This is a genomic window from Marinobacter sp. tcs-11 (assembly GCF_002049515.1).
GTDB lineage: Bacteria > Pseudomonadota > Gammaproteobacteria > Pseudomonadales > Oleiphilaceae > Marinobacter > Marinobacter nauticus.
On the sequence record NZ_LLYU01000010.1, the window covers coordinates 104,880 to 128,304 of the forward strand.

A 23,425-nucleotide genomic window follows, 5' to 3' on the forward strand; every position below is an offset into this window, starting at 1 on the left:
CGTTGACCGGGTTTACCAGACCATGACCGATGTAATGCTCCGCCAAGCCCATGCCAGTGATCTGGATGCCCTCGTTCAGCTGGAGAACCGCTGTTTTACCGAGGACAGAATATCCCGGCGCAGCTTCCGCCGCTTTCTGGAGATGCCCAGGGACCGACTGGTTATCGCCGAATTGAACGGCGAACTGGTGGGCTACTGCCTGGTGCTGATGAATGCAGCCACCCGGCTGGCTCGGATTTACTCGATTGCAGTCTCACCAGTTGCCCGCGGCCGCGGTGTGGGTGAAAGACTGGTCCGTGAGGCGGAGAAGGAAGCGGTTGAGGCTGATCGCATCATCATGCGGCTGGAAGTGCGTGAAGACAACACCGGGGCCATTGCCCTGTATCGTCGGCTGGGATATCGGCAGTTTGGCACCTACCGGGACTACTACGAAGATCACGGCGATGCCTTACGGTTCGAGCGGCGGATCCTCTACTACGAGCCCTCTCGCGAATTTCTTCCGGTGCCCTATTACCCCCAGACCACCGAGTTCACCTGCGGTCCGTCTGCATTAATCATGGCGATGGCGGCCCTTGACGAACAGCAACCAGTAAGCACGTTGGAGGAGCTGAAAATCTGGCGTGAAGCCACCACCATCTTCATGCTGGCCGGGCATGGCGGTTGTGGCCCCCATGGGCTTGCGCTATCTGCCTGGCACCGGGGCTTCGAGGCCAGTGCCTGGATCAGCCAGGAAGGCGCGCTGTTCAAAGATACGGTCCGCAACGAAGATAAAAAGCGGGTACTGGAACTGGTGCACGAGGGGTTCCTGCACGATATCGGGCAGACAGAAATCCAGCTGCATCACGACCCGCTAACCCTGGAGGCAATGGAGAAGGCCCTGCATGACGGGCGCATCCCTGTCATCCTGATCAGCACCTGGCAACTGAACCGGAGCCGGGTGCCGCACTGGGTAACCGTGTGTGCCATCGACGAGGATTTCGTGTACCTGCATGACCCGGAAATCGATACCGAGGAAGGGGAAACCGTGGCCGACAAGCAATACCTGCCCATCGACCGACGGGTATTCGACAAGATGTCGCGCTATGGCCGCAACCAGCCCCTGCAGGCGGCAGTGATTGTCGGCCCCAAACGACAGTGATCAGCCGGTCCGCAGGGCCGCTTCCTTCAGTTCCGAAATCTGATCCCGCAGTCGTGCCGCGGTCTCGAAGTCCAGACCCGCGGCGGCTTTGTACATCTCGTCTTCCAGTTTCGCCACTTCCTTGAGGACATCTTCCGGCGAGCGATTGCCTACCTTTACGCGATAATCCTCGGCTTCTTCAGCAGCCTTCTGCCCGGGACGCTCCGCTTTGCGCCGGCCACGACCACCGCCGCCCGCGGCACCCTCCATAATATCCGCGATCTTCTTGTTCAGACCGGTGGGGGTAATACCATGCTCCTCGTTGTGTGCCATCTGCTTGGCACGACGACGCTCGGTCTCATCAATGGCCCGCTGCATGGAACCGGTGGTCCTGTCGCCATACAGAATGGCCTTGCCGTTCACGTTACGGGCGGCCCGACCAATGGTCTGTATGAGCGAACGCTCTGAGCGCAGGAAGCCTTCTTTATCCGCATCCAGTATTGCCACCAGTGACACTTCCGGCATATCCAGCCCCTCCCGGAGCAGGTTGATGCCCACCAGCACGTCAAACTCGCCCCGCCGCAGATCCCGAATAATCTCAACGCGCTCCACGGTATCGATATCTGAATGCAGATAACGCACGCGAATGTCGTGCTCCATCAGGAAGTCGGTCAGATCCTCGGCCATGCGCTTGGTAAGTGTTGTGACCAGCACCCGCTCACTCACCCCCACGCGCTGGTGAATCTCAGACAGCAGATCATCCACCTGGGTAGACGCGGGCCGAACCTCAATCTCCGGGTCCAGCAGTCCGGTCGGTCGTACCACCTGCTCCACCACCTGGCCAGCATGCTCGGCCTCATAATTCCCCGGGGTGGCCGAGACAAAGATCATCTGGGGCGCAATTCGCTCCCACTCCTCAAACCGCATGGGGCGGTTATCCAGTGCTGATGGCAGACGGAAACCGTACTCCACCAGGGTTTCCTTACGGGACCGGTCCCCTTTGTACATGGCGCCAATCTGCGGAATGGTCACGTGGGACTCGTCCACTACCAGCAAAGCGTTGGGTGGCAGGTAGTCATACAGCGTGGGTGGCGCTTCACCGGGGTTACGCCCGGAGAGATAGCGGGAGTAGTTCTCGATACCATTGCAGTAACCGAGCTCCAGCATCATCTCGATGTCGTAGCGGGTACGCTCCTCCAGCCGCTGAGCTTCCACCAGCCGGTTGTTATCCCTCAACTGCTGCAGCCGAACATCAAGCTCCTGCTTGATGTCCTCGACCGCATCCAGCACGGTCTGCCGGGGGGTGACATAGTGGGACTTCGGGTAAATGGTCACGCGCGGCACCCGCCTGAGCACCTCTCCGGTAAGCGGGTCAAAATAGCTCAGGTTCTCCACTTCATCATCGAACAGTTCGATGCGAATGGCTTCCTTCTGGGATTCTGCCGGGAAGACATCAATGACATCGCCCCGCACCCGATAATTGGCGCGATGGAACTCGATGTCATTGCGGGTGTACTGCAGTTCGGCCAGCCGCCGCAGGATATACCGTTGATCCATCTGGTCACCCCGGTCCAGGTGCAGCATCATTTTCAGATAGGATTGCGGATCACCCAGACCGTAGATGGAAGAAACCGTCGCGACAATGATGGCATCCGGCCGCTCCAGCAAAGCCTTGGTGGCCGACAGCCGCATCTGCTCAATGTGCTCATTGATGGAGGCGTCTTTTTCGATAAAGGTATCGGAAGACGGTACGTAGGCCTCCGGCTGGTAGTAATCGTAGTAGGAGACGAAGTACTCCACCGCGTTATCGGGGAAGAACTCCTTGAACTCGCCATAGAGCTGCGCCGCCAGGGTCTTGTTATGGGCCATGATGATGGTTGGCCGCTGGACCTGCTGAACCACATTGGCAATGGTGAAAGTCTTGCCAGAACCGGTTACCCCGAGCAGGGTTTGATGGGCAAGCCCGGATTCAATGCCGTCAACCAGTCCCGCAATCGCTTTGGGCTGGTCACCTGCAGGTTGGTAGGGCGAATCGACGCGAAAAGCCCCTTCCCTCGCACTGGATGCTTTGTTGGCCATATCTGGCGTTTTAACCTCCGGACACCGGAAACGACGGAATATTTGCGTCGCATCCTCAAGAAATTTAGCGTTCTGGCAGCTTCATGATACCATCTGTGCGATCGACGGCTGGGTGAAAAATCAGCCAGTAACTTTGGCTCCAGTTGCCCGGCCGATCGCAGCCCAATAAGACGCAGCTTTAAGGAGCTCAAGTTTGGACCTTCAACTTTCCAGCCGAGTACAGGCGATCAAGCCTTCCCCCACCCTCGCAGTTACCAATAAAGCCGCTGAACTCCGTGCGGCCGGCCAGGATATTATCGGCCTCGGTGCTGGCGAGCCTGACTTCGACACCCCCGATCACATCAAACAGGCGGCTATCGACGCCATCAACAACGGCCAGACCAAGTACACCGCCGTGGATGGTACGCCCGCGCTGAAGAAAGCGATTATTGCGAAGTTCAAACGGGACAACGGCCTGGAATACGAAGCCAACCAGATACTGGTAAGCAGTGGTGGCAAACAGAGCTTTTTCAACCTCGCCCTGGCGACACTGAATGAAGGCGACGAGGCCATCATTCCCGCACCCTACTGGGTTTCCTACCCGGATATGGTGCTGGTGGCCGAAGGCAAACCGGTGATCATCGAAACCACCGCAGAGACTCGCTTCAAGATCACGCCGGAACAGCTGGAAAACGCCATTACTGAGCGCACCCGCCTGTTCGTGATCAACAGCCCGTCCAACCCCAGTGGCATGGCTTACACCATGGAAGAGCTGCAGGCCATCGGTGAGGTGCTTAAAAAGCACCCGAACATCATGATTGCCACCGACGATATGTACGAGCCGATCCTGTGGACTGGCAAGCCGTTCTGCAACATCCTGAACGCTTGCCCGGAGCTGTATGACCGCACCTTCGTACTGAACGGTGTCTCCAAGGCCTACTCCATGACTGGCTGGCGTATCGGCTATGCCGCTGGCCCGGCAAAAATCATCGGTGCCATGAAGAAGATCCAGTCTCAGAGCACCTCCAACCCCTGCTCTATCTCCCAGGCCGCCGCAACAGCCGCTCTGGACGGCGATCAGACGTGCGTGGGCGAGATGGTCAAGGCTTTCAGGGAACGCCACGACTGGCTGGTAGCGGCCCTGAACAAACTGCCTGGTGTGGACTGCCTGAACGGTGACGGCACGTTTTATGTCTTCCCGAGCTTCCAGGGTGCCATCGATGCCACTGACGGCGTGAGCACCGATGTGGAATTCGCCGAGAAGCTGCTGACCGAAGCCGGCGTTGCTCTGGTTCCGGGCTCTGCGTTTGGCTGCCCGGGGCACATGCGGCTGAGCTTTGCCACCAGCATGGATAACCTGCAGAAGGCGGTCGAGCGTTTGCAGAAGGCTCTTGGCTAAAATTTTAAGCTGAGGGGTTGACGGGGCGGTATGGCCAACATAATATACGCGCCTCGTCACACGACGACGTTCCCCGATAGCTCAGTTGGTAGAGCAACGGACTGTTAATCCGTTTGTCGCTGGTTCGAGCCCAGCTCGGGGAGCCACTATTTCGAAAGCCCGCTAGTTCTCTGAATTAGCGGGCTTTTTTCGTTAGACCTCGTATTCGTATAATCGCCTGCCGGGCACGGACGGGTGTCGCTCCCGAAAATGTCGGAGGCCATGGATGGCCGGAGAGAAGCGCACATGGATGTGCTTGTAGCGGTTTTCGGGAGCGACACCCGTCCGTGCCCTACCCGCCAAACCGGAAAGCTAGGGACAGGACCCGAAACGGGGGAGAAACTTAGACCGCTACGACCTCAGCGTGAATGGATTCCAATGCAGCCAAGGGATCCGGCGCCTGGGTAATCGGGCGACCAATCACCAGGTAGTCAGATCCAGCCTTAAGGGCATCGGTCGGGGTCATAATGCGTTGCTGGTCGCCTTTGTCGGCGGTTAGTGGCCGGATTCCCGGCGTGATCAGTTGGAAGTCACTGCCCTGCTCCGCTTTCAGACGCGGGGCTTCCTGAGCCGAGCAAACCACGCCGTCCAGGCCGCTGTTTTTGGTCAGGGTTGCCAGACGGGAAACATGGGCTTCTGCCGAACTTGCTATACCGATACCAGCAAGGTCCTCGTCAGACATGCTGGTCAACACGGTAACCGCGATCAGGAGCGGGCGATCATTGCCGAACGATTCCAGGCGCTCTCGGCAGGCTACCATCATCTTCTCGCCCCCTGAGGCATGCACATTCACCATCCACACGCCCAGCTCTGCAGCGGCAGCCACAGCAGCCGAGGTGGTATTGGGAATATCGTGAAACTTCAGATCCAGGAAGATATCAAACCCGCGACTCTGGAGCGCTTTTACCAGATCCGGGCCTGAGCGCGTAAACAGTTCCTTGCCCACTTTCAGGCGGCATTTTGCCGGATCAAGCTGATCTGCCAGGGCCAAGGCGGGATTCTGGGAAGGAAAGTCGAGCGCGACGATGATTTTCGGGTCGTTCAGGTTTTGCACGTTCAGGTTCCTGGGTAGAAAGGTAATCGGGATGGGTCAAAGCGAGGTTATTCCGCCTCTACGCCCTGAATGGGACGCACGGTTTCCCACTGTTTGCAGCTTGGGCACAGCCAGTGTAACTGTTGGCCGGAGAATCCGCAGCTTACGCAACGATAGACCGGGCGGTTGGCGAGAATCAGGTGCCCTATTCTGCTGACAAGGCGCCCTTCATCAGTGGTCATGCCTTTTTCATAGCCCGCCATCTCCACCAACCGCAAAAGCCCTCGCACGGAGGGCCTGGTCTCCAGCTCCATGCGCAGTAGATCAATGGCCGCCGGCCGGCCGGAGGAACGCTCAACTGACTCCACCAGGGCCAGCAGCAGGCTGGTACTGGGATACTGCTCATAGAGCTTGCGAAGCTTTTTATAAAGGCGTGAAACATCACCATGCTCACGCTCCAGCTTCATCAATCGGTCTATCGCTTCCGGACCGAACTCCGGATTCTGATCGAAAATTTTCAGGGACTGGTTTGCCGCCTCCCGAAAATTGCCCTGCCGAATCTGGAGCTTCATCAGCAGCAGGGTTGCCCGCACACAGGAGCGGTCGTAATCCAGCGCTTCTTTCGCCAGCTTCTGCGCTGTCCAGCGGTCGTCGTTACGGCTCAGGGCGCCATCAGACAATTCGCAGGTAATGTAGGCCAGCGCCTTGAAGGTAGCAGGATCCGCATCACTACGAGTGAGGGTTTTTGCGACCTGGGCCGCTTTCTCCCACTCTCTCTCCTGCTGATAGAGCTCGATCAACGCAATGGCTGAGCGGCGCCCGTACTCACGATCGCCCATCAGCTGGTGAAACAGTGCTTCGGCCCGGTCGAGCAATCCGGCATTCAGATAGTCCATTGCCAGTTCCTGGGTAACCTGGGGCGAATAACGGGCCGGCAGCTCAGGCCTGGCAAGAAGATTCTGGTGAATCAGAATGGCGCGGTCTGTCTCTCCCTTGTTCCGGAAATGGCTGCCAATGGAGAGATGCAAGCTGACGGTGTCTTTGTTGACGGCAAGGGATTGAACGAAGTTATCGACGGCCTGATCAGAGTAGTTGGTAAAGAGAAACTGCAGACGGTCCCGAACGGAATCCTCGTCCATAATGGCTCGGGAGGCGCGGCCAGAGCGGTTTCCGTATCGACCTACAGCCCAGCCAGCGGCAACGGCCGCCGTCAGAAGCAGCCACTGAAACAGCATGTCCATCAAAGTGCCCGGTCGTTTTGTGCCCTGGATTTTTCGAGTGCGTGCTCTGTCCGCTCAAGACGCTTCTGCAGATGACGGCGCGATACAGACGTCCGGACGGTAGCCATGGTAGTCACAAGCACCCCAACCAGCGCACCAATCACAAACGCCATGATGATCCAGACAGCAACGCCATGGGGCTGGGTTTCGAACAACAGGAAGTTGAGCGAGACCGCCATCTGATTATTCAGGGAAAACACCAGCGCCAGAAGAATCAGAACCAGAACCAGCAAGGTAATTAGGATCTTCCGCAGTCCTGCCATGTCTTAAGCGCTCCCAACGGGTCAGATGCCCGGTATGTGAGGTTTCGTGTGTTAATTGCCTTCTCGGGGCCTCAGAAACCTTTTTTCATGCTGTCGTTGACCTGCTCTCGCAGCTCTTTGCCGGGCTTGAAGTGCGGCACAAACTTGGCTGGCAGTTGCACGGCGTCTCCGGTTTTCGGGTTACGTCCGGTGCGGGCAGCCCGATGATGCAGGGAAAAACTGCCAAATCCACGGATCTCAATTCGCTGGCCGTCGGCAAGGGACTGAGACATATGCTCGATGATGCTTTTCACCGCGAGCTCAACATCCTTTACGGAGAGCTGAGTCTGCTTCGAAGCGATCAGTTCAACCAGTTCGGACTTCGTCATGAGGCTTTTCCCTCTGTCGTTATTATTCCGCAGCAAATTACCGGGTTCCAATGCCTCTAGTTTAGCCAAACCAGAAAAAAACACAAAAAAAACGGGCTCTTAGAGCCCGTTTTTTTGACACCAACCGGAAACTTAGTCCTTGTTAGCGTTCTGTTGCTGCATCTGCTCCTTGATCAGGTCACCAATGGTGGTGGCACCTGAGGATTCTGCAGCCTTACTGCGTACGTTTTCCAGGGCCTGCTTGTCGTCCTCAACGTCTTTGGACTTGACAGACAGGTTGATCACGCGGTTTTTGCGATCGATGCTGATGATCTTCGCTTCAACTTCTTCGCCTTCCTTCAGAACGTTACGCGCGTCTTCTACGCGGTCACGGCTGATTTCAGAGGCTTTCAGTACCGCTTCAACTTCTTCGTTCAGGGCAATGGTGGCGCCTTTGGCGTCAACCGCAGATACGGTGCCCTTAACGATGGAGCCCTTGTCGTTCAGCTGAACGAACTCGGCAAACGGATCGCTTTCCAGCTGTTTGATGCCCAGGGAGATGCGCTCACGCTCTGGATCAACAGACAGGATAACGGTTTCAACTTCGTCGCCCTTCTTGTATTCGCGAACGGCTTCTTCGCCAGTCTCGTTCCAGCTGATGTCAGACAGGTGAACCAGACCATCGATGCCACCGTCCAGGCCGATGAAGATACCGAAGTCCGTGATGGACTTGATCTTGCCGGAGATACGGTCGCCCTTGTTGAAGTTGCTGGAGAAATCTTCCCACGGGTTGGCAACGCACTGCTTGATGCCCAGAGAGATACGACGACGCTCTTCGTCGATATCCAGGATCATCACTTCTACTTCGTCACCTACCTGAACAACCTTGGACGGATGGATGTTCTTGTTGGTCCAATCCATTTCGGATACGTGGACCAGACCTTCAACACCCTCTTCCAGCTCGGCAAAGCAGCCGTAGTCGGTCAGGTTGGTTACGCGAGCAGTAACCTTGGAACCTTCCGGGTAACGACCTTTGATGTCGACCCAGGGATCTTCGCCCAGCTGCTTCAGACCCAGAGACACACGGTTGCGCTCACGGTCAAACTTCAGGACTTTAACATTGATTTCGTCGCCCACATTCACGATTTCGCTCGGATGCTTGATGCGCTTCCAGGCCATATCAGTGATGTGCAGCAGGCCGTCAACACCGCCCAGGTCTACGAATGCACCGTAGTCGGTCAGGTTCTTGACGATACCCTTGATTTCCAGACCTTCGGTCAGGGTTTCCAGCAGAGCTTCACGCTGCTCGCTGTTTTCAGCTTCCAGAACGGCGCGGCGGGAAACAACCACGTTGTTACGCTTCTGGTCCAGCTTGATAACCTTGAATTCAAGCTCTTTGTTCTCCAGGTGCGCAGTGTCGCGAACCGGACGAACGTCTACCAGGGAACCCGGCAGGAAGGCACGGATGCCGGCCAGATCAACAGTGAAACCACCTTTGACCTTGCCATTGATAATACCCTTGACCACTTCTTCAGCTTCGAAGGACTTCTCGAGAACCTTCCACGCTTCAGCGCGCTTGGCCTTTTCACGGGACAGACGGGTTTCACCGAAACCGTCTTCAACTGCATCGAGAGCCACATCGACAACATCGCCGACAGCTACTTCCAACTCGCCTTTTTCGTTCAGGAACTGGGAGGCGGGGATAACGCCTTCGGACTTCAGTCCGGCGTTAACGGTGACCCAGTCGTTGTCGACGTCAACTACGGTTCCCTGGACGATGGAACCCGGTTGCATGTCAATTTCTTTTAGACTTTCTTCAAAAAGATCCGCAAAGCTCTCGCTCATTATGTGCCCTATATGATCAACGCAAGTGTGCTCCGTGTCACCAGCAACACGGTCTGTTAACGATGTCCGGAATCAGCCAGCGGCTGGCAGAGTACGCTGTTCCGGCATTTCAACGACAAAAAGGTGTAGTCAGGCCTGACCTGCTGCGGCCATACACCTGACTAACACCTCTTCGATACTCAAACCCGTAGAATCAATGACTTGCGCATCATCTGCAGGCTTGAGGGGGGCCGCAGAACGGTTCATATCCCGCTCGTCACGTACCCGTATCTCTTCTAAAAGGGCGTCAATGTTAACATCGACACCTGCTTCCTTCAACTGATTGTAGCGCCTGCGGGCCCGCTCCTCGGCACTGGCGGTCAGGAAGATTTTGACCGGTGCATCCGGAAAGACCACCGTACCCATATCGCGGCCATCGGCCACCAGCCCGGGCGCCACCCGGAAATCCCGCTGGCGCTGCAATAAGGCATCGCGCACCGGTTGCATGACGGCGACTTTTGACGCGTTATCACCGCAGGTCTCGGTGCGGATTTCGGAGGTAACATCTTCCCCGGCCAACAGAACCTTCGCAGGCTCACCCGGAGGCGTCGGCATGAACGCAACATCGAGCCCTGCGGCAACCCGAACCAGTGCCGGCTCGTCGTCCAGCGCAACCCCCTGGCGGGCAGCCGCCAGGGCCGTCAGCCGATACAAGGCACCACTGTCGAGCAGATGCCAGCCCAGTTTGCGGGCCAACATCTGGGTAACGGTACCCTTGCCAGAACCGCCAGGGCCGTCAACCGTAATTACCGGTGCCTTGCTATCACTCATCAATCACTACCTTCTGCGTTAATTCGAATACCTGTCTGCAATGCCAGATCAACAAAACCCGGGAACGATGTGGCGACGTTGGCGCAATCGTTGATCCGGATAGGTCCGGTTGCGCGTAATGATGCCACCGCAAACGACATGGAAATGCGATGATCACCATGGCTTTCCACGGTACCGCCGCCTATTTCCTGGCCGCCATCTATAATGATGCCGTCGGGTGTCACGGTGGTCTCCACACCCAGAGCCGCGAGACCGTCCGCCATCACCTGGATACGGTCGCTCTCTTTCACCCGAAGTTCCTCGGCGCCGCGCAATACCGTGCGCCCTTCCGCACAGGCAGCGGCGATAAACAGTACCGGGAACTCGTCAATGGCCAGCGGCACCTGCTCTTCCGGAATGTCGATGCCCTTCAGAACGGCTGACCGCACCCTGAGATCGGCGACCGGCTCTCCGCCGATGACCTTCTCATTGAGCACTTCAATGTTGGCACCCATCTGTTTCAGGATATTGATCACGCCGACACGGGTGGGATTCATGCCGACATGACGAAGGGTCAGATCGGAATCTTCGGCAATACTGGCCGCCACCAGGAAAAACGCCGCGGAGGAAATATCAGCCGGCACATCAATGGCGCAGGCGGACAACTTGCCACCACCGGTAACACTGGCGGTCGCTCCGTCCCGATGAACGTGGTAGCCGAAGCCTTCCAGCATCCGCTCGGTATGATCCCGGGTGGGCGCCGGCTCGGTGACCGAAGTCACGCCCTCAGCGTACAGCCCCGCCAGCAGCAGGCAGGATTTCACCTGGGCACTGGCCACCGGCATTTCGTAATGAATGCCCGTGAGTGCATGTCCACCCCGAATCTTCAACGGCGGCCGACCACCCTCACCGGTGTCGATGACCGCTCCCATGGCACGCAGTGGATCTGCCACGCGCCCCATAGGCCGCTTCGACAAACTGGCATCGCCCGTGAGCTCAGAATCGAAGGGCTGAGCGGCCAGCAATCCGGCAAACAGGCGCATGGCCGTACCCGAGTTACCCAGATACAACGGGCCACGGGGCGCCTGCAGGCCTTTCATACCGACGCCGTGAATGCGCACGAAGCCGTCATCCGGACCTTCAATGGTTACACCCATATCCCGGAACGCCTGCAGGGTGGCAAGACTGTCTTCCCCCTCCAGAAAGCCCTTCACTTCCGTTGTCCCCTCAGCCAGAGCACCAAGCATGATGGAACGGTGAGACATGGATTTGTCGCCCGGAACCCGGATATCACCTTTGACGGTGCCACCCGGCTGCATTTGGAAAGTCACCTGTTTATCACTGTTGTTAGTCACGTACGCCTGTCCTGAAAGCATTTTGGAAAAATGTTCTCGCGCCGCCTTGGCACGACTGAAAACCCGGAGCAACGTGGCACCATCGCCACTGGCAATGGCAGTACGGAGTTGATCCAGATCTTCGGTAAAATGATCAATTACCCGGAGCACGGCATCCCGATTGGAGAGAAAAATGTCGTGCCACATTACCGGATCGCTCGCGGCAATCCGGGTAAAATCACGGAACCCACCCGCGGCATAGCGGAAGATATCCATATTCTCATCTTCGCCCGCGAGCGTGTCTACCAGCGAAAAAGCGATCAGGTGGGGCAAATGGCTGGTGGCCGCCAGCACCTCATCGTGGTACCCCACCGACATGGTAAGCACAGTCGCACCGGCACCTTCCCAGACGGCCCGCAAACGATTCAGGCCGGCCTGGTCGGCATTCTGAGCCGGCGTAAGGATTACCTTGTGATTGGTAAAGAGATCGGGCCGGGCCGCACGGATACCGCTCTTTTCGGAACCGGCGATGGGATGGCCCGGTATCACCCAGGGTGGCAGTTCTCCGAATACCGCCTCCACATCGGCAACAAAACTGGACTTGGTACTGCCCACATCAGAGAGAATGGCGCCCTCTTCGATGACGGGCCGAATTTGTTCCAGCACCGCACGGGTGGCCCGCACCGGAACGGCCAACACCACCAGATCACTGCCCTTTACGGCCTGCTCGATGGAATCCGCAGCCTCGTCTATTACACCCAGTTCAACGCCGAGAGCCAGTTCATCCTGACGGGTATCAAAACCGGTCACCATTCCCGCAAGCTGTTGCGTGCGTATGGCGCTGGCCAGAGAACCGCCAATCAGCCCCAGGCCGATAACCGCAACCCGACGAAAAGGCGCACTGGGAACTGTCACTTCATGCCCCCAGCCCTGCTGACGCCAATGCCTCAGCCAGCGCATCAAGAAAACGTTCATTTTCTTGCGGAAGGCCGACCGATACACGCAGGTGCCGGGGCATGCCATAACCAGCGACGGGCCGAACAATCACGCCATGGGCCAACAAGGCCTGATAGATACCGGCGGCTGGCTCCCCCACTTCCACGGCAATGAAGTTGCCTGCCGAAGGGATGTAGGAAAGCCCCATGCGATCGAAGCCTTCCGCCAGTTGTTGCAGGCCGGCCTCGTTCACCTCCCGGGATTTCTGCAGATAGGCCTCATCCTCGAGAACTGCTGTGGCCGCCGCCAGGGCAACGGTATCGACATTGAATGGCTGGCGAACCCGGTTCAGGATGTCAGCAATGGCCGGAGAACTGATGCTGTAGCCCACTCGCAACGCTGCAAGCCCCCACGCCTTGGAAAAGGTGCGGCAGACAATCAGGTTCGGGTATTTGTCCAGCAGTCGAATACCATCCGGGTACTCGTCACCAACAAGGTATTCGCAGTAGGCCTCATCCAGAACAACCAAAACCTGTTCAGGGATACGATCCAGAAACGCTTCAATCGCATCGGCGGTGTGCACGGTACCGGTGGGATTATTCGGATTAGCAACAAACACCAGCTTGGTGCGCTCGGTCACCGCGTCGGCCATGGCATCCAGATCATGCCCCCAGTCTTTTGCAGGCACCGCCACACCTCGGGCGCCAATCGCCTGGGTTACCAGCGGGTATACTGCGAAGGCATACTGGGAAAACACCACTTCGCTATCAGAGTCGACGAAACACCGGGCAATGACTTCCAGCACATCGTTGGAACCATTACCGAGGGTGATCTGGCTCATTTCCACGCCAAAGCGACGGGCCAGAGCCTGCTTCAGATCAAAGCCATTGCCGTCCGGGTACAGGCACATTTCATCGAGGGCATTTCGGGCGGCCGATAACGCTTTGTCACTCGGCCCAAGCGGGTTCTCATTGCTGGCCAGCTTGATGATCTCCGACGGATTCAATCCCAGCTCCCGGGCCAGTTCTTCAATCGGCTTGCCGGGCTGGTACGGAGACAGAGCCTGAACACCTTTTACCGCAAGACTCTGGTAATCCACTGACATTGAACTCTCCTCAGGATCGACATTCGAAATCAAAGTACGCCGATGGGATAGGACCCCAGGCGCTTCAGCTCCACGGCTTCTTCATCAATTTCAGCCAGTACCTTGCTGATCCTGTCATCCTGCATGTGACCTTCGAAATCAATGTAGAAAACATAAGCCCAGGTACCACTGGGCGAAGGCCGCGTTTCAATCCGTGTCAGGCTGATGCCGTGACGATGGAACGGCTCAAGCAGCTGGTACAAAGCGCCCGGCTTGTTGCGCATGGAGACCAGAATCGAGGACTTGTCCTGGCCACTGGCCGGCACCTCTTCCCGCCCAATGATCAGGAAGCGGGTGGTATTGTCCGGGCGATCCTCAATGCTGTTAGCCAGCTTTTCCAGACCGTACAGCTCCGCCGCCATATCTCCGGCAATCGCCGCCGCACCCGGCTCTTCAGCCGCACGGCGCGCCGCCTCGGCATTGCTGGAAACGGTAATACGCTCAATACCGTAGCGATGTGTATCCAGCCACTGCCGGCACTGGGCGAACGACTGTTGATGGGAATAGATGCGGGTAATTTCCTCATCCTTGTGCTTCGGCGATACCAGCAGATGATGATGAATGCGAAGCTGCACCTCACCGCAGATTTTCAACGGCGAAGACATGAACATATCCAGGGTGTGATTGATCATACCCTCAGTGGAATTCTCCACCGGCACCACACCGTAATGCGCCGCACCGGACTCCACCTCGCGGAATACCGCATCAATCGCAGGCAGCGGCACGCTGACGACAGAGTGGCCGAAGTGTTTGAGCGCCGCCGCCTGGGTGAAGGTGCCAACCGGGCCCAGGAAGGCAATATGCATGGGCTTTTCCAGCGCCAGGCAAGCCGACATGATCTCACGGAACAGCCGCGCCATTTCTTCAGCGGGCAAAGGCCCCGGGTTCTTTTCCTTGATCCGGCGCAGCACCTGAGCTTCCCGCTCAGGCCGGTAAAAGAACACATCTTCACCGGGATTGGCCGCCATTTTGACATGGGCCACTTCCTGCGCACATTTCGCCCGCGCACTGATCAGCTCCATGATCTGCTGATCGAGGGCGTCGATCTCTTCCCTTAGCTCCCCCAGGCGGGTCTTCTCATCCGTCATGATCAGCCACGCTCCTTCGCAAATTCCGCCATGTAGTCGATCAGGGCGTCGACGCCTTCTTCGGGCATAGCGTTGTAGATGCTGGCACGCATACCACCGACGGAGCGATGCCCCTGCAGGTTGAGCAGATGCCGGGCTTCTGCGCCTTTTAGAAACTCGCCATTAAGCGCATCGTCGGCCAGTGTAAACGGCACGTTCATCCAGGAGCGGAAGCGTGGCTCAATGGGGTTGGCGTAGAAATCATTGGCATCGATAAAACCATACAGTTTCTTCGCTTTCCGGGCGTTCATCTCACCCATGGCCTGGACACCGCCCTGCTCTTTCAGCCACTTGAACACCAGCCCGGACAGGTACCAGGAATAGGTCGCCGGGGTGTTGTACATGGAGCCGTTATCGGCAATGACCTGATAATTCATCATGGTCGGTGTCTCTTTCCGGGCCTTACCCAGGAGATCCTTACGGATAATCACCACCACCAGGCCCGAGGGGCCGATGTTCTTCTGGGCACCGGCATAGATCAGGCCGAATTTGCTAATATCCAGCGGCCGGGACAGCATAGTGGAAGACATATCCGCCACCAGCGGTACATCGCCGCTGTCTGGAATAAAGTCGTATTCCAGACCACCAATGGTTTCATTCGGCGTGTAATGCAGGTAAGCGGCATCGGCGCTGGTATTCCAGCCGGACTGATCCGGAATGGTGGTAAACCCGCTGTCTTCAGAGCTGGCGACGACATTCACATTGCCGTAGCGCTTGGCTTCGGCAATGGCCTTTTTCGACCAGATACCGGTGTTCACATAATCGGCCGAGGTTTTGTCGCCAAGCAGATTCAGCGGAATGGTCGAGAACTGGCTGGAAGCTCCACCCTGCATGAAGAGTACAGCGTAATCATCTGAAATACCGGCCAATTCACGGAGATCCTTCTCAGCCGCTTCTGCAATGGCAACAAACTCGTCGCTGCGATGGCTCATCTCCATCACTGACATGCCGGTGCCGCGCCAATCGAGCATTTCGCTCTGGGCCTGCTTCAGCACAGCTTCCGGCAAGGTGGCCGGACCAGCACAGAAATTGAACGCCCTGCTCATTCTTCGGTTTCCTCGCCTTCCACTTCTTCTTCATCATCGGATTCTGCAATCCGCTCCACACCCACCAGGCGCTCATCTTCCTGGGCCAGACGGATCAGACGCACGCCCTGGGTATTCCGGCTCAGTACCGACACCTCATCAGTGCGGGTACGCACCAGTGTGCCCTTGTCGGAGATCAGCATCATCTGGTCGCCATCAAACAGTTGCAGCGCAGTCACCAGATTACCGTTTCGCTCGGAGCACTGCATGGCGATAACGCCCTGACTGCCACGGCTGTAGGCCGGGAATTCATCAATGGCCGTGCGCTTGCCATAACCATGCTCACTGGCCGTCAGAATCACACCGCCTTCCTGCGGAATGATCAGGGACACGACATGGTGCCCTTCCGGCATCTTGATACCGCGGACACCACGAGCCGTCCTGCTCATCGGGCGAACCTGCTCTTCCTGGAAGCGCACCGCTTTACCGGCACTGGAGAACAGCATCACTTCGGCAGAACCATCTGTAATGGCGGCACCAATCAGGGTGTCACCCTCATCGAGATTCAGGGCAATCAGGCCACTGCTGCGTGGGCGCGAGAAGTTCGGCAGCGGTGTCTTCTTGACCACACCGGCCGAGGTGGCCATCAGCACAAACTGATCTTCCGGGTAATCCCGTACCGGCAGGAAGGTGGTAATACGCTCTCCTTCGTCCAGCGGCAGAATGTTGACCATGGGGCGACCACGGGAGCCACGGCTGCCGCGGGGAATCTCGAACACCCGCAGCCAGTACACCTTACCCTTGTTGGAGAAGCACAGAATGGTGTCGTGGGAATTCGCAACCAGCAACTTCTCGATAAAGTCTTCGTCCTTCATCGACGTTGCCGCTTTACCCCGGCCACCACGGCGCTGGGCCTGGTAATCCTCAACGGCCTGGGTCTTGGCATAGCCACTGTGGGAAATAGTCACCACCAGATCTTCTTCGTCGATCAGGTCTGCGATGGTCAGGTCGCGACGGGAGCTGGTGATCTCGGTACGGCGCTCATCGCCATACTGGCTGACAATTTCTGCCAGTTCGTCACGAATCACCTGCATCAGACGCTCGGGGTCGCCCAGGATATCCAGCAGATCGGCAATCTTCTCCAGGATTTCCTTGTACTCGTTCTGGAGCTTTTCGGTTTCCAGACCGGTCAGGCGGTGCAGTCGCAGATCCAGAATCGCCTGGGCCTGCTCCGGCGACAGGTGGTACAGGCCTTCTCGGAGGCCATAAATCTCCGGCAAATCATCCGGGCGGCAAGCATCTTCACCTGCACGCTCCAACATCGCGAGTACGTCGCCAGGCGCCCAGCCCTTGTCCATCAGCTTTTCTTTCGCTTCTGCAGCAGAGGGCGACTGTTTGATCAACTCGATGATTTCATCAATGTTGGCCAGGGCAACGGTGAGACCTTCCAGAATATGGCCCCGCTCACGAGCCTTGCGCAGCTCATAGATAGTGCGGCGGGTGACCACTTCCCGACGATGGCGCACAAACGCATCGAGCATTTCTTTCAGGTTCAGGGTCTTGGGCTCGCCGTTGATCAGCGCCACCATGTTGATACCGAACACGGTTTCCAGCTGGGTCTGGGCGAACAGATTGTTGATGATCACATCCGGGTTCTCGCCCCGGCGCAATTCGATCACAACCCGGATACCTTCCTTGTTCGATTCATCACGCAGCTCAGAGATACCTTCCAGACGCTTTTCTTTCACCAGTTCCGCGATCTTCTCGATCAGACGGGCCTTGTTCAGCTGGTAAGGCAGCTCGGTGATGATGATGGATTCGCGGCCGGTTTTCTTGTCCTGCTCAATCTCGTGGCGGGCACGGATATAAATGCGGCCACGTCCTGTGCGGTAGGCTTCCACGATACCGGCACGGCCATTGATGATGCCCTGGGTGGGGAAGTCCGGGCCCGGGATGAATTCCATCAGCTCATCGACCGTGAGATCCGGGTTATCGATCAGTGCCAGGCAGCCGTTCACCACTTCCGTCAGGTTGTGGGGCGGAATGTTGGTGGCCATACCCACGGCAATACCGGAGGAGCCGTTCACCAGCAAATTGGGCACACGGGTCGGCAGGACTTCCGGAATACGTTCGGTGCCGTCGTAGTTGTCTACGTAATCGACGGTTTCCTTGTCGAGATCCGCCAGCAGCGAATGGGCGATCTTCTCCATGCGGATTTCGGTGTAACGCATGGCGGCGGCATTGTCGCCGTCAATGGAACCGAAGTTACCCTGGCCGTCTACCAGCGGGTAGCGCAGGGAGAATGGCTGAGCCATTCGAACGATGGTGTCGTATACCGCAGAGTCACCGTGGGGGTGATATTTACCGATAACGTCACCCACCACACGGGCAGACTTCTTGTAGGCCTTGTTCCAGTCGTTACCCAACTCGGACATGGCGAACAGTACCCGGCGGTGTACCGGCTTCAGGCCGTCCCGGACATCGGGTAATGCCCGGCCAACGATAACGCTCATGGCGTAGTCGAGGTAGGACTGTTTCAACTCGTCTTCAATATTGACCGGCAGGATCTCTTTGGCTAACTCACCCATCGAGAAAGGTTCCTTTGCGTTATCTGGAAGTCGTTCCGGGGCCGTTTCCGGGCCCCGTCTTTATTCTTCAACAAGCCGCCAAGCATACCACAGACCGCCCCCACCGGGGGCAACTGTGGTAAAGCCTTAATCAAACACCACGGTCTTGTTTTCGTAGGTAATCACGCGGTCTTCAATGTGGGACCGCAGGCCCCGGGCCAGAACATTTTTCTCCACATCCTTACCCAGACGAACCATGTCTTCGATGGAGTCGCTGTGACTGATCCGAATGACGTCCTGCTCGATGATCGGGCCCTCGTCCAGATCCTCGGTGACATAGTGGCAGGTGGCACCAATCAGCTTCACACCCCGGCTGTAGGCCTGATGGTATGGGCGGGCACCCGCAAACGACGGCAGGAAGCTGTGGTGAATATTGATCACCTTGCCGGAGTACTTTCCGCAAAGCTCGGCAGGCAGAATCTGCATGTAACGGGCCAGCACCACCACGTCGGTTTCGTATTGCTGGAACAGCTCGTCGATATGAGCGAAGGCCTCAGCCTTGTTCTCTTTACTCACCGGCACATGGTGGTAAGGAATCTCGTGCCACTCCACCATACGGCGCAGATCATCGTGGTTGGAAATCACCGCAACGATCTCGCAGTTGAGCTCTTTGCTGTGCCAACGGTGCAACAGATCGGCCAGGCAGTGTGATTCCTTGCTGCACATCAGGATAACCCGTTTGGGGCGCGCGGAATCAGCAATGTGCCAGTTCATGTTGAACTCGCGGGCAATCGGCTCAAAGGCGGCACGGAACTGGTCCAGCCCGAACGGTATCGATTCGGCCTTGATTTCATGCCGCATGAAAAACCAGCCGGCCTGGGTATCGGAGTGGTGGCTCGCCTCGGTAATCCAGCCGTTATAGGTGGACAGAAAATTACTCACCTTGGCAACAATCCCGACCCTGTCCGGGCAGGAAATAACAAGACGATAGGTATGCTCCATGAAGCCTTTCCTTAACTTGAATCCGGGGAAAGCGGGCGCGACAGGAAACCACAAACCGGACATTCACGGCGATGGTCGGTACGCACCGGTAAAAATGACCGGCTATGATAGCCTATCTGACAGCCAGAAACGAGGAATCCGACCATGGACAGAGTGATCTACAGCCCCGCTTCGAAAATCAGCCACAGGCGGCTCTGGAGAGCGACAGCCGCGCTGATGCTTTTCCTGCTTGCCAGTAGCACAAACGCCAACGAACAGGCCATTCTGGAAGGGGAGCGCTTCCATCCGGTACAGGGCTCCCAGGGTATGGTTGCCACCAGCCACACCCTGGCCACAGAGGTTGCCCTGAAGGTATTGAAAGACGGGGGCAACGCCATTGATGCCGCTGTTACCGCCGGCTTCGCCCTGGCCGTCACCCAACCCCGTTCCGGCAATATTGGCGGTGGCGGCTTTCTGGTCTACTCGCCCGGTAACGGCGATGCCCCGGAAGCCATTGATTATCGCGAAACCGCACCGGCTGCAGCCACCGAAACCATGTTTCAGGATCAGGACGGCAATGTCGTGAGCGAGCGCAGCCGGTTCAGCCATAAGGCCGCCGGGGTACCCGGCACCGTAGCCGGGCTGGCGCTGGCACTGGAGCGGCACGGCACCCTGAGCCTGAGCCAGGCCCTGGCCCCGGCGATTCGACTGGCCCGGGAGGGTTTTGTGGTACCCCACCGATTCACCGAAGGCCTGGAGCAGGCCCGGGACCGCCTTGAACGCTGGCCAGCCACCCGCGCTACCTTCTATAAAAAAGATGGATCGGCCCCACAACCTGGCGAAGTGTTTCGCCAGCCGGAACTGGCCGACACCCTCCAGCGCATTGCCAAGCAGGGCGTAAAAGGCTTCTATGAAGGTGAAACCGCACAGTTGATTGTGGCGGAAATGCGACGGGGCGAGGGTCTGATTACTCTGGAAGACTTGCGCAACTACGAACCCGCCGTTCGCCAGCCGGTCCACGGCACCTATCGGGGATTTGATATCTACTCCATGTCGCCGCCCTCCTCCGGCGGCACTCACATCGTGCAGATCCTCAACATTCTGGAGGACTACCCCATCGGCGACTGGGGGCACAACTCCGCAAACACCATCCACCACATGGCCGAGGCCATGAAACTTGCATACGCAGATCGCTCGGAATACCTGGGGGATACAGACTTCGTAGCTGTGCCGCTGCAAGGGCTGACCAGCAAGGGCTACGCCGACCAACTTCGCGCATCCATCAAGGCAGACAAGGCCCGGCCCGCCAGCGAGATCGCGCCTGGAAAACCTGGGCCCCGGGAAAGCCCGGAGACCACACACTTCTCGGTGGTGGACCGCTGGGGCAACGCGGTATCAAACACCTACACCATCAATTTCAGCTATGGCTCGGGCATTACCGTGGCCGGTGCCGGCTTTCTGCTCAATAACGAGATGGACGATTTCAGCGCCAAACCGGGGGTTCCCAATGCCTATGGCCTGATCGGCGGCGAAGCCAACAAAGTGGAGCCAGGTAAACGCATGCTCAGCTCCATGTCGCCGACCATCGTACGGAAGGACAACCGGAATTTCCTGGTAACCGGCAGCCCCGGCGGCTCCCGGATCATCACCACCACCTTGCAGGTGATCATGAATGTGATCGACCATAATATGAACATACAGACAGCCGTCAGTGCGCCGCGTATCCACCACCAATGGTTACCGGACGAGATTCGGGTGGAACAGGGTATCAGCCCGGACACTCTGGACCTGCTACGGGCGCGAGGGCACACCATCAACACCGGCTCGGCCATGGGTGCCATCCAGAGCATCCTGATTGGCGAAGACGGCACGCTTTACGGCGGAGCCGATCCCCGGCGCAGCACCTCGTCTGCCATGGGATTCTGAGCCATTCAATATTGACCGGGCGCATACCGGACAGGAGGTAACTGATGTATCTTTCCGTACAACTGAGCTGCTATCCGCTCAAGGACGATTACAAACAACCGATCTGGGATCTGATTGCACGCCTGGAGCAGACCAGCCTTGAGGTCCACCCTGGTCGCATGAGTACCGAGATCTTCGGCGAGTATGACGAAGTGATGAAAGTGCTCTCAGACACCATGAAATGGTCTTTCGAGACCTACGGCAAATCGGTGTTTGTAGCGAAAATCATGGAGGGTGACCGGAGGCCGAAATGACACCCAGCAACGAACCCGGAAAGCAGGATCAGTCACCGCAGCCGCAACCGGCGATACCCAACCAGTACTCGTTTCTGTGGTTGAGCGCGGCCATTTTCCTGATGTTCCTGTGGCTACAGGGCAATAACCAACAGCAACAACAGGAACTGGCTTATTCCGAGTTCAAACAGGCCGTCATGAGCGGCCAGGTTGCCGAAGTTACCCTGCGTACCGAAGAGATCAGCGGACGCTTTACGGATTCCGGTGCCAGCCGGTTTGCCAACGACAGCCGGCCACCGTCGAGCAGTTTCATAACGCTCAGGCCACAGGTGGAAGACCCGGAGCTACTACCACTACTGGAAAGACAGGAAGTACTGGTTCGAGGCTCCCGCTCCGGCCGCCCCTGGTGGCAGGAGCTGATCCTGGGCTTCCTGCCCTGGATCCTGTTATTGGCGCTGATGTTCTGGTTCTGGGGTGCCGCCCAGAAACGCATGACTCAGGGCGGCGGCCCCTTTGACTATGGCAAGTCCAGGGCCCGCCGCGCCCGCAGAGAAACCTCCACCACGACACTGGACGATGTAGCGGGCATTGAGTCCGCAAAACGGGACATTTCGGAAATTATCGACTTCCTGAAGTCGCCGGATAAGTATCGTCGTCTGGGCGCCGTGATGCCTAAAGGGGTTCTCCTGGTTGGCCCGCCGGGCACCGGCAAGACCCTGTTGGCGCGGGCCATTGCCGGCGAGGCGGAAGTCCCCTTCTTCAGCATCAGCGCCTCGGAGTTTATCGAAATGTTCGTGGGCGTTGGCGCGGCACGGGTTCGGGACATGTTCCAGACGGCTCGCAAGGAAGCCCCGGCACTGATCTTTATCGATGAGCTGGACGCCGTCGGACGCTCACGGGGAGCTGGCCTGGGGGGCGGCCACGACGAGCGCGAACAGACCCTGAACCAGATTCTCACGGAAATGGACGGTTTCGAGGCCCATGAGAACGTTCTTGTGCTGGCCGCCACCAACCGCCCGGATGTATTGGACACCGCTCTGCTGCGCCCGGGCCGGTTTGACCGGAAAATCACCCTGGACCGCCCTCACCGGGAGGCCCGGGAAGCTATTCTGAAGGTACATGTGCGCAAGGTGCCGCTGGCTGCGGATGTGGACCTGACGCAGGTGGCCGCGCGCACGACCGGCTTCTCCGGCGCCGACCTGAAAAACCTGGTGAACGAAGCGGCCCTTACAGCCGCCCGAGACAACCTCGTTGAGGTAAACAACCACTGTTTTGAAGTGGCTCACGATCGCCTGATTCTGGGTGAGGAAAGGGACGCCCAGTTAACACCGGAAGAGCGTGAAGCCGTGGCCTACCACGAATGCGGGCATGCCATTATGGCCTATTACATGCCCAAGGCAGATCCTCTCACCAAGATCACCATTATTCCCCACGGCATGGCCATGGGAGTGACCGAACAGACCCCGAAAGAAGACAAATACAATTACACCGAAAGTTACCTGGAGGACCGCATCAAGGTGATGCTGGGCGGGCGTTCTGCCGAAAAGATCATCTACGGAGAGGTCAGCACCGGCGCCCAGAATGACCTGAAAGAAGCCACCAAACTATTGAGACGAATGGTCGGCCAGTGGGGCATGAGCGAAAAGATCGGCCCGCTGGGCCTGGGCATCGGCGAAGAACATGTGTTCCTTGGCCGGGAAATGGGCGCGCCCCGGGAGTACAGCGAAAAACTCGCGGAAATGATCGACTCGGAAATCCAGTCGCAATTACTGGCCTTTGAAGCCTTTACCGTGAGCTTCCTGACCGAACACCGGCAGGAACTGGATGCCCTTGCCAGAGCCGTCATGAAAAGGGAAACCCTGTCAGCCGGGGAAATAACCGAGGTGCTGGAGGAAGCTCGCAGCCGGGAGACCGCCTGAACAACTGCCGGCACAACAGCGGTT

The 23,425-nt window shown here is 57.7% G+C and carries 18 protein-coding genes and 1 tRNA gene; 6 read left to right on the forward strand and 13 right to left on the reverse strand.

Translation table 11 applies throughout. From position 1 onward, the window contains the following. Positions 1–22: 22 nt before the first annotated feature. Complete coding sequence (gene rimI, locus ARC85_RS12705; protein ID WP_222533618.1) at positions 23–1,138, forward strand: ribosomal protein S18-alanine N-acetyltransferase; 1,116 nt, start codon at positions 23–25, stop codon at positions 1,136–1,138. On the opposite strand, the gene uvrB is transcribed toward rimI, so the two are convergent. Continuing rightward, positions 1,139–3,196 (reverse strand): excinuclease ABC subunit UvrB, encoded by a 2,058-nt coding sequence (uvrB, locus tag ARC85_RS12710; protein ID WP_286714961.1) that lies wholly within the window; start codon positions 3,194–3,196, stop codon positions 1,139–1,141. A 193-nt stretch (positions 3,197–3,389) separates the two neighbouring features. Between uvrB and ARC85_RS12715 the strand changes: the two genes are divergently transcribed. Both ARC85_RS12715 and ARC85_RS12720 read left to right on the forward strand, forming a co-directional pair. Beyond that, positions 3,390–4,574: a pyridoxal phosphate-dependent aminotransferase gene (locus ARC85_RS12715; RefSeq protein WP_153741064.1), complete on the forward strand. Its 1,185-nt coding sequence runs from the start codon at positions 3,390–3,392 to the stop codon at positions 4,572–4,574. 70 nt (positions 4,575–4,644) lie between these two features. Next, a tRNA-Asn gene (locus ARC85_RS12720) sits at positions 4,645–4,720 on the forward strand. 236 nt (positions 4,721–4,956) lie between these two features. Here the strand turns inward: ARC85_RS12720 and pyrF are convergent. The 12 genes from pyrF to purU all read right to left on the reverse strand — a co-directional run bounded on the left by pyrF (position 4,957) and on the right by purU (position 19,305). Continuing rightward, a complete protein-coding gene (gene pyrF / locus ARC85_RS12725) occupies positions 4,957–5,667 on the reverse strand; it encodes an orotidine-5'-phosphate decarboxylase (protein WP_011784541.1) in 711 nt (236 codons plus the stop codon). A 47-nt stretch (positions 5,668–5,714) separates the two neighbouring features. Further along, complete coding sequence (gene lapB / locus ARC85_RS12730) at positions 5,715–6,887, reverse strand: lipopolysaccharide assembly protein LapB (RefSeq protein WP_011784540.1); 1,173 nt, start codon at positions 6,885–6,887, stop codon at positions 5,715–5,717. Continuing rightward, positions 6,887–7,189, reverse strand: a complete 303-nt coding sequence (locus tag ARC85_RS12735) for a LapA family protein (RefSeq protein ID WP_011784539.1) — start codon at positions 7,187–7,189, stop codon at positions 6,887–6,889. Before ARC85_RS12735 ends, lapB begins: the two co-directional genes overlap by 1 nt. A gap of 71 nt (positions 7,190–7,260) precedes the next feature. Beyond that, on the reverse strand, positions 7,261–7,557 hold the full coding sequence (locus ARC85_RS12740; RefSeq protein WP_011784538.1) for an integration host factor subunit beta: 297 nt from the start codon (positions 7,555–7,557) through the stop codon (positions 7,261–7,263). A gap of 132 nt (positions 7,558–7,689) precedes the next feature. Further along, the gene (rpsA, locus tag ARC85_RS12745; protein WP_011784537.1) at positions 7,690–9,381 is read right to left on the reverse strand and encodes a 30S ribosomal protein S1; all 1,692 of its coding nucleotides are present in this window, start codon (positions 9,379–9,381) and stop codon (positions 7,690–7,692) included. A 129-nt stretch (positions 9,382–9,510) separates the two neighbouring features. Continuing rightward, positions 9,511–10,191 (reverse strand): (d)CMP kinase, encoded by a 681-nt coding sequence (cmk, locus tag ARC85_RS12750; protein ID WP_011784536.1) that lies wholly within the window; start codon positions 10,189–10,191, stop codon positions 9,511–9,513. Then, the gene (locus tag ARC85_RS12755) at positions 10,191–12,419 is read right to left on the reverse strand and encodes a bifunctional prephenate dehydrogenase/3-phosphoshikimate 1-carboxyvinyltransferase (protein ID WP_286714962.1); all 2,229 of its coding nucleotides are present in this window, start codon (positions 12,417–12,419) and stop codon (positions 10,191–10,193) included. Before ARC85_RS12755 ends, cmk begins: the two co-directional genes overlap by 1 nt. Before the next feature lies 1 nt (position 12,420). Continuing rightward, on the reverse strand, positions 12,421–13,545 hold the full coding sequence (gene hisC / locus ARC85_RS12760) for a histidinol-phosphate transaminase (protein WP_011784534.1): 1,125 nt from the start codon (positions 13,543–13,545) through the stop codon (positions 12,421–12,423). Between the two features lie 29 nt (positions 13,546–13,574). Beyond that, positions 13,575–14,672, reverse strand: a complete 1,098-nt coding sequence (pheA, locus tag ARC85_RS12765; RefSeq protein ID WP_011784533.1) for a prephenate dehydratase — start codon at positions 14,670–14,672, stop codon at positions 13,575–13,577. Between the two features lie 2 nt (positions 14,673–14,674). Continuing rightward, complete coding sequence (gene serC / locus ARC85_RS12770; RefSeq protein WP_011784532.1) at positions 14,675–15,757, reverse strand: 3-phosphoserine/phosphohydroxythreonine transaminase; 1,083 nt, start codon at positions 15,755–15,757, stop codon at positions 14,675–14,677. Further along, positions 15,754–18,324 carry a DNA gyrase subunit A gene (gene gyrA, locus ARC85_RS12775; RefSeq protein ID WP_014421825.1) on the reverse strand — a complete coding sequence of 857 codons (2,571 nt, stop codon included), beginning with the start codon at positions 18,322–18,324 and terminating at the stop codon, positions 15,754–15,756. The genes serC and gyrA overlap by 4 nt, the downstream gene beginning before the upstream one ends. 126 nt (positions 18,325–18,450) lie before the next feature. Further along, positions 18,451–19,305 carry a formyltetrahydrofolate deformylase gene (purU, locus tag ARC85_RS12780; RefSeq protein ID WP_153741059.1) on the reverse strand — a complete coding sequence of 285 codons (855 nt, stop codon included), beginning with the start codon at positions 19,303–19,305 and terminating at the stop codon, positions 18,451–18,453. A 144-nt stretch (positions 19,306–19,449) separates the two neighbouring features. On the opposite strand from purU, the gene ggt reads away from it, so the two are divergent. From ggt to ftsH, 3 genes are read left to right on the forward strand one after another with little or no spacing between them, the layout of a single operon-like run. After that, positions 19,450–21,210 (forward strand): gamma-glutamyltransferase, encoded by a 1,761-nt coding sequence (gene ggt / locus ARC85_RS12785; protein WP_153741058.1) that lies wholly within the window; start codon positions 19,450–19,452, stop codon positions 21,208–21,210. Between the two features lie 44 nt (positions 21,211–21,254). Beyond that, positions 21,255–21,503: a YkoF family thiamine/hydroxymethylpyrimidine-binding protein gene (locus ARC85_RS12790; protein WP_011784528.1), complete on the forward strand. Its 249-nt coding sequence runs from the start codon at positions 21,255–21,257 to the stop codon at positions 21,501–21,503. Beyond that, on the forward strand, positions 21,500–23,401 hold the full coding sequence (gene ftsH, locus ARC85_RS12795) for an ATP-dependent zinc metalloprotease FtsH (RefSeq protein WP_153741057.1): 1,902 nt from the start codon (positions 21,500–21,502) through the stop codon (positions 23,399–23,401). Before ARC85_RS12790 ends, ftsH begins: the two co-directional genes overlap by 4 nt. The last annotated feature ends 24 nt before the right edge of the window (positions 23,402–23,425 follow it).